Below are 6,094 nucleotides of genomic sequence, written 5' to 3'. Positions count from 1 at the left end.
CAACAGTGCCGCCGCCTTCGCAGCCTCGCTAAAGCTCGACAGCTCCCACAGAGGATTGGTGTTGTTTGGGAGATCTGTAGCCGGACGCGTTCTGCCGAACGACACAGCTCAAATGTGGGAGCTGGCGTGCCTGCGAAAGCGGTGCTTCAGCCAACACGTCTACCAACAGTGCCGCCGCCTTCGCAGCCTCGCTAAAGCTCGACAGCTCCCACAGAGGATTGGTGTTGTTTGGGAGATCTGCAGCCGGACGCGTTCTGCCGAACGACACCGCTCAAATGTGGGAGCTGGCTTGCCTGCGATAGCGGTGGCTCAGGCGACATCCCTGCCAGCCATGCCACGCCTTCGAAGGCTCGACACACTTGATCCGAGCCCCACAGGGCGACCCGGTTACAGGTCGTAACTCACCGCCACCCCAAACGTACGCGGCGCACCCGCATCGATAATGTCGCCGCCACGGTTGTTGGTCACGTATTCCTTGTCGAAGGCATTTTTCACAAAGCCCGACACCGCCACATTCCTGGTGACCTTGTACTCACCGCTGAAGTTGGCCAGCACATAGTTGTCGCTGCGCCGCTCGCCCGTCACCTTGCCTGCCGTGTCGAACTCATACTCCGACGGCGCCGTGCTCTGGTACGTAACGTCGGTGTTCAAGGTCAAATGCTCGTTGAAGCGGTAGATGCCGCCCACCGAGACTTTGTACTTGGGCGAATCTTTCGTTACCAGCCTGGCTATACACACCGGGCGTGCGGGCAAACACGTCGATCAGGCTGCGATTGATCTTTTCGCCGCTGACTTGACCTGCTGAAAAAAAACCCACCCAGGCATTGTTAACATCTTAATCATAAGATTAACATGTTAACCAATCCAGCCAGACTCAGGAGATCCGCATGCCCCGCGCCGCCAGCGAAATCGCCACAGGCACCTTGTTCGGCGTTGCCTTGAACTACACCGGTCTGCTGCAAAGCCGACTGGCCGAATTCAACCAACCGCCCTACCAGCAGCCACCGCAAAAACCGGTCCTGTTCATCAAGACCCCCAACACCCGCACCACCGACGGCCAAGCCGTGACCGCCCCCGCCGGCGAGCGCCTGCAACCCGGCCCGGCGCTGGGCGTGGTAATCGGCAAGACCGCCAGCCGCGTCGCCGAGCAGGACGCCCTGGCCCACGTCGCTGGCTACCTGATCGTCAACGAATTCAGCCTGCCCGAAGACAGCTACTACCGCCCCGCCGTCAAAGCCAAGTGCCGCGATGGCTTCTGTGCACTCAGCAGCGAGGTGATCCCCACCCGCGATGTTCCGCACGCCCACAACCTGATACTCAAGCTGCTGGTCAACGGCGAAGTGCGCCAGGAAGACAGCACTGCCAATTTCGTGCGCAGCATTCCCCGGCTGATTGCCGAACTCAGCGAATTCATGACCCTGCATGAAGGCGACGTGCTGATCACCGGCACCCCGGAAGGCCGCGTCGATGTAGTGCCCGGCGATGACGTCGTGGTGGAAATCAGCGGCCTCGGTCGCCTGCGCAACTCAATCGTGGCCGAGTGAGGAATCACCGATGAAACACGCACGCATCCGTTATCAGAACCAGATCCACACCGTCACCGTAGAAGCCGACAACGCCGTGCGCCTCGCCGATGGCCGCCTGCTCGCCGAACATCAGGTGCAATGGCTGCCGCCTGCCGAGGGCAGCATGTTCGCCCTGGGCCTGAACTACGCCGACCATGCCGCCGAACTGGCCTTCAACGCGCCCACCGAACCGCTGGCATTCATCAAGTCGCCGGGCACTTACACCGGCCACAACCAAGTGACCTGGCGCCCCGACAACGTCAAGTACATGCACTACGAGTGCGAGTTGGTGGCGGTGATCGGCAAGCCGGCACGCAACGTCAAGCGGGCGGACGCGCTGGACTATTTGGCCGGCTACACGGTGTGCAACGACTATGCGATCCGCGACTACCTGGAAAACTACTACCGCCCCAACCTGCGCGTGAAGAACCGCGACTGCACCACCCCAGTCGGCCCGTGGATCGTTGACGCCGCCGACGTGCCCGATCCGTCGCGACTGACCCTGCGCACCTGGATCAATGGCGAGTTGAAGCAGCAAGGCAGTACTGCCGACATGATCTTCGACATCCCCTACCTGATCGAATACTTCTCCAGCTTCATGACCCTGCAACCCGGCGACATGATCGCCACCGGCACGCCCGAAGGCCTGGCCGATGTGGTGCCGGGGGATGAAGTGGTGGTGGAAGTCGAAGGCGTTGGCCGCCTGGTCAATCGCATCGTCAGCGAATCCGAATTCTTTGCCGCGCGCGGCTGAACACAACAACAGAGAGCACAGCATGATCAAGCACTGGATCAACGGCCGCGAAGTCGAGAGCCGCGACACCTTCACCAACTACAACCCGGCCACCGGCGAAGCCCTGGGTGAAGTCGCCAGCGGCGGTGTCGAGGAGGTCAACCTGGCCGTCGCGGCGGCCAAGCAGGCCTTCCCCAAGTGGGCCAACACCCCGGCCAAGGAGCGCGCGCGGCTGATGCGCAAGCTCGGCGAGTTGATCGAGCAGAACGTGCCGAACCTGGCCGAACTGGAAACCCTCGACACCGGCCTGCCGATCCACCAGACCAGGAACGTGCTAATCCCGCGTGCCTCGCATAACTTCGATTTCTTCGCCGAAGTCTGCACGCGCATGGACGGCCACAGCTACCCGGTCGACGACCAGATGCTCAACTACACCCTGCGCCAGCCGGTGGGGGTCTGCGCGCTGGTGTCGCCGTGGAACGTACCGTTTATGACCGCCACCTGGAAGACCGCGCCCGCGCTGGCCCTGGGTAATACAGCGGTGCTGAAGATGAGCGAACTGTCGCCGCTGACCGCCAATGAACTCGGGCGCCTGGCACTGGAAGCCGGCATCCCGCCCGGCGTGCTCAACGTCGTTCAGGGTTACGGCGCAACGGCCGGCGATGCGCTGGTACGCCACCCCGATGTGCGCGCGATTTCCTTCACCGGCGGCACTGCCACCGGGCGGCGGATCATGCAGACCGCAGGCTTGAAAAAGTACTCGATGGAACTGGGCGGCAAGAGCCCGGTGCTGATTTTTGACGATGCCGACCTTGATCGCGCCTTGGACGCAGCGCTGTTCACTATCTTCTCGCTGAACGGTGAACGCTGCACCGCCGGCAGCCGCATCTTTATCCAGGAAACCGTCTACGACAGCTTTGTCGCCGAGTTCGCCGCACGCGCCAAGCGCCTGATCGTCGGCGATCCGCAAGACCCGAAGACCCAGGTCGGCTCGATGATCACCCAGGCCCATTACGACAAGGTCACCGGCTATATCAAGATCGGCATCGAAGAAGGCGCCAACCTGCTGGCCGGCGGCCTGGAACGCCCGGCCAATCTGCCGGCGCACTTGTCCAAGGGCCAGTTCATCCAGCCCACCGTGTTTGCCGACGTGGACAACCGCATGCGCATCGCCCAGGAAGAAATCTTCGGCCCGGTGGTGTGCCTGATCAAGTTCAAGGACGAGGCCGAAGCCCTGCGCCTGGCCAACGACACCGAGTACGGCCTGGCCTCCTACATCTGGACCCAGGACATCGGCAAGGCCCATCGCCTGGCCTACGGCATCGAAGCCGGCATGGTCTTCATCAACAGCCAGAACGTGCGCGATTTGCGCCAGCCGTTCGGCGGCGTCAAGGGCTCGGGCACCGGGCGTGAAGGCGGCGAATACAGCTTCGAGGTGTTTACCGAAGCCAAGAACATCTGCATCTCCATGGGCAGCCATCACATTCCACGCTGGGGGCTGTGAGGATCGACTCGCTATCGTGAGCCTGCCGGGTTTATAAAACGGCAAGGGTCACCGGCCACCTTCGCGCAGACCAATCACAAGAATCCGGGCCCTCGAGGGCCCCGCCAGGAGAACCGTCATGGGCAAGCTTGCTCTAGCCGCCAAGATCACTCACGTGCCGTCGATGTACCTGTCGGAACTGCCCGGCCCACGCCAGGGCTTTCGCCAGGCCGCCATCGACGGGCATCGCGAAATCGGCCGACGCTGCCGGGAACTGGGAGTCGATACGCTGGTGGTGTTCGACACCCACTGGCTGGTCAACGCCAACTACCACATCAATTGCGGGCCGCATTTCAAGGGCCTGTACACCAGCAACGAACTGCCGCACTTCATCAGCAACATGGAGTACGAGTTCCCCGGCAACCCGGAGCTGGGCAAAATCCTCGCCGATGAATGCAACCGCCTTGGCGTGGAAACCATGGCCCACCACGCCACCACCCTGGCGCCGGAATACGGCACGCTGGTGCCGATGCGCTACATGAACGCCGACCAGCATTTCAAGGTGATCTCGGTGTCGGCGCTGTGCACCTCGCACTACCTCAACGACAGCGCCCGCCTCGGCTGGGCCATGCGCAAGGCGGTGCAAGAGCACTACGACGGTACCGTGGCGTTCCTTGCCAGCGGTTCACTGTCACACCGTTTTGCCCAGAACGGCCAGGCCCCGGAATTCGCCACCCGGATCTGGAGCCCGTTCCTCGAAACCCTCGACCAGCGTGTGGTGCAGATGTGGCAGGACGCCGAGTGGCCGGAGTTCTGCGGCATGCTCCCGGAGTACGCGGCCAAGGGGCACGGCGAAGGTTTCATGCACGACACCGCGATGCTGTTGGGGGCCATGGGCTGGTCGAACTACGACGCCAAAGTCGAAGTACTGACGCCCTACTTCGCCGCCTCCGGTACCGGCCAGATCAACGCGATTTTCCCGGTGACGCCACAGGACGGCTCGGCCACGCCGCCGGCCAGCGCGTCCAACCCCACTGCCGTGGCCTCCACCAGCCGCCTCTGACAGAGAGACCTGACATGCCCCACTTAGTCCTGCTCTACACCGCCGACCTGGAGCCCTGCGCCGACATCCCGGGCCTGTGCCGGGCACTTGCCGACACCATGCTCGAGCAACACGACGCAAGCGGCAAAGCGGTCTTCCCCAAGGGCGGCACCCGCGTGCTGGCCTACCCCGCCGCCCACAGCGCCGTGGCCGACGGCAACGGCGACTACGGCTTTCTCTACGCCAACCTGCGCATGGGCGCCGGGCGCAGCGCAGCGGTGCACCAACAGGTCGGCGACCAATTGCTGGCGGTGTTGAACGCACACCTGGGCCACCTGCTGCTGCAGCGACCGATCGGCATCACCCTGCAGATCGACGAAAGCCCGGGCCAGGTCTACGACGGCAAACACAGCAGCCTGCACCCGCTGTTCAACCGCTGAATCCTTTTTTGCAGAGAGACCCGTCATGCTCGATTCAACCTTGATCCAACTCGCGGCCGAGCGCCTCGACACGGCCGAACGCACGCGCCAGCAAGTCGCGCAGTTTTCCCTCAGCTACCCCGACATCACCCTCGACGACGCCTACGCCATCCAACGCGCATGGGTAGCACGCAAGATCAGGGACGGGCGCAAGCTGGTCGGCCACAAGATCGGCCTGACCTCCCGCGCCATGCAGGTCTCGTCGAACATCACCGAACCCGACTTCGGCGCCCTGCTCGACGACATGTTCTTCGACGAAGGCACCGACATCCCTTTCGAACGCTTCATCGTGCCGCGGGTGGAAGTCGAACTGGCGTTCATCCTCGGCAAACCCCTCAAGGGCCCGAACGTCACGGTATTCGACGTACTCGATGCCACCGAATGGGTGATCCCGGCGCTGGAAATCATCGACGCGCGCATCCAGCAGGTCGATCCGCAGACCGGCGCCACCCGCAAGGTGTTCGACACCATTTCCGATAACGCCGCCAACGCCGGCGTGGTGATGGGCGGCCGCCCGGTACGCCCCACCGACGTGGACCTGCGGCGGATTCCGGCGGTGCTGTACCGCAACGGCGTGATCGAGGAATCCGGGGTCAGCGCCGCCGTGCTCAATCACCCGGCCAAGGGCGTGGCATGGCTGGCCAACAAGCTCGCGGCCTACGACGTGAGCCTGGAACCGGGGCAGATCATCCTCGGCGGCTCGTTCACGCGGCCGGTGACGGCCGGTCCGGGCGACACCTTCCATGTCGACTACGACCAACTGGGCAGCATTGCCTGCCGCTTTGTCTGAGG

The 6,094-nt window shown here is 63.3% G+C and carries 6 protein-coding genes and 1 pseudogene; 6 read left to right on the top strand and 1 reads right to left on the bottom strand.

The annotated features are described in order from the left end of the window. Positions 1-387: 387 nt before the first annotated feature. Positions 388-708, bottom strand: a pseudogene (locus tag OPU96_RS27870) (energy transducer TonB); the annotation flags it as partial. Positions 709-887: 179 nt separating this feature from the next. Here OPU96_RS27870 and OPU96_RS27865 point away from each other — a divergent pair. From OPU96_RS27865 to hpaH, 6 genes are all read left to right on the top strand, one after another. After that, a complete protein-coding gene (locus OPU96_RS27865) occupies positions 888-1,544 on the top strand; it encodes a fumarylacetoacetate hydrolase family protein (protein WP_498560120.1) in 657 nt (218 codons plus the stop codon). 10 nt (positions 1,545-1,554) lie between these two features. Next, positions 1,555-2,319, top strand: coding sequence for a fumarylacetoacetate hydrolase family protein (locus tag OPU96_RS27860; RefSeq protein ID WP_192300420.1), 765 nt, complete (start codon positions 1,555-1,557; stop codon positions 2,317-2,319). Between the two features lie 22 nt (positions 2,320-2,341). Beyond that, positions 2,342-3,802 (top strand): 5-carboxymethyl-2-hydroxymuconate semialdehyde dehydrogenase, encoded by a 1,461-nt coding sequence (gene hpaE / locus OPU96_RS27855; RefSeq protein ID WP_498560119.1) that lies wholly within the window; start codon positions 2,342-2,344, stop codon positions 3,800-3,802. Positions 3,803-3,920: 118 nt separating this feature from the next. Continuing rightward, positions 3,921-4,844 (top strand): 3,4-dihydroxyphenylacetate 2,3-dioxygenase, encoded by a 924-nt coding sequence (gene hpaD, locus OPU96_RS27850; protein ID WP_226456017.1) that lies wholly within the window; start codon positions 3,921-3,923, stop codon positions 4,842-4,844. Between the two features lie 14 nt (positions 4,845-4,858). After that, complete coding sequence (locus tag OPU96_RS27845; RefSeq protein ID WP_226456018.1) at positions 4,859-5,263, top strand: 5-carboxymethyl-2-hydroxymuconate Delta-isomerase; 405 nt, start codon at positions 4,859-4,861, stop codon at positions 5,261-5,263. Positions 5,264-5,288: 25 nt separating this feature from the next. Next, positions 5,289-6,092: a 2-oxo-hept-4-ene-1,7-dioate hydratase gene (hpaH, locus tag OPU96_RS27840; RefSeq protein WP_498560118.1), complete on the top strand. Its 804-nt coding sequence runs from the start codon at positions 5,289-5,291 to the stop codon at positions 6,090-6,092. Positions 6,093-6,094: the final 2 nt, after the last annotated feature.

The sequence above is a fragment of the Pseudomonas sp. RP-B7 genome (genome assembly GCF_059803535.1).
The sequence above is the reverse complement of the archived record's forward strand: the minus strand, read 5'-3'. Positions and strand labels throughout refer to the sequence as shown.

Excerpts from the sequence above, each read along its gene's own strand:
- OPU96_RS27865 (WP_498560120.1), top strand. The coding sequence starts at position 888 with ATGCCCCGCGCCGCCAGCGAAATCGCCACAGGCACCTTGTTCGGCGTT.
- OPU96_RS27860 (WP_192300420.1), top strand. The coding sequence starts at position 1,555 with ATGAAACACGCACGCATCCGTTATCAGAACCAGATCCACACCGTCACC.
- hpaE (WP_498560119.1), top strand. The coding sequence starts at position 2,342 with ATGATCAAGCACTGGATCAACGGCCGCGAAGTCGAGAGCCGCGACACC.
- hpaD (WP_226456017.1), top strand. The coding sequence starts at position 3,921 with ATGGGCAAGCTTGCTCTAGCCGCCAAGATCACTCACGTGCCGTCGATG.
- OPU96_RS27845 (WP_226456018.1), top strand. The coding sequence starts at position 4,859 with ATGCCCCACTTAGTCCTGCTCTACACCGCCGACCTGGAGCCCTGCGCC.
- hpaH (WP_498560118.1), top strand. The coding sequence starts at position 5,289 with ATGCTCGATTCAACCTTGATCCAACTCGCGGCCGAGCGCCTCGACACG.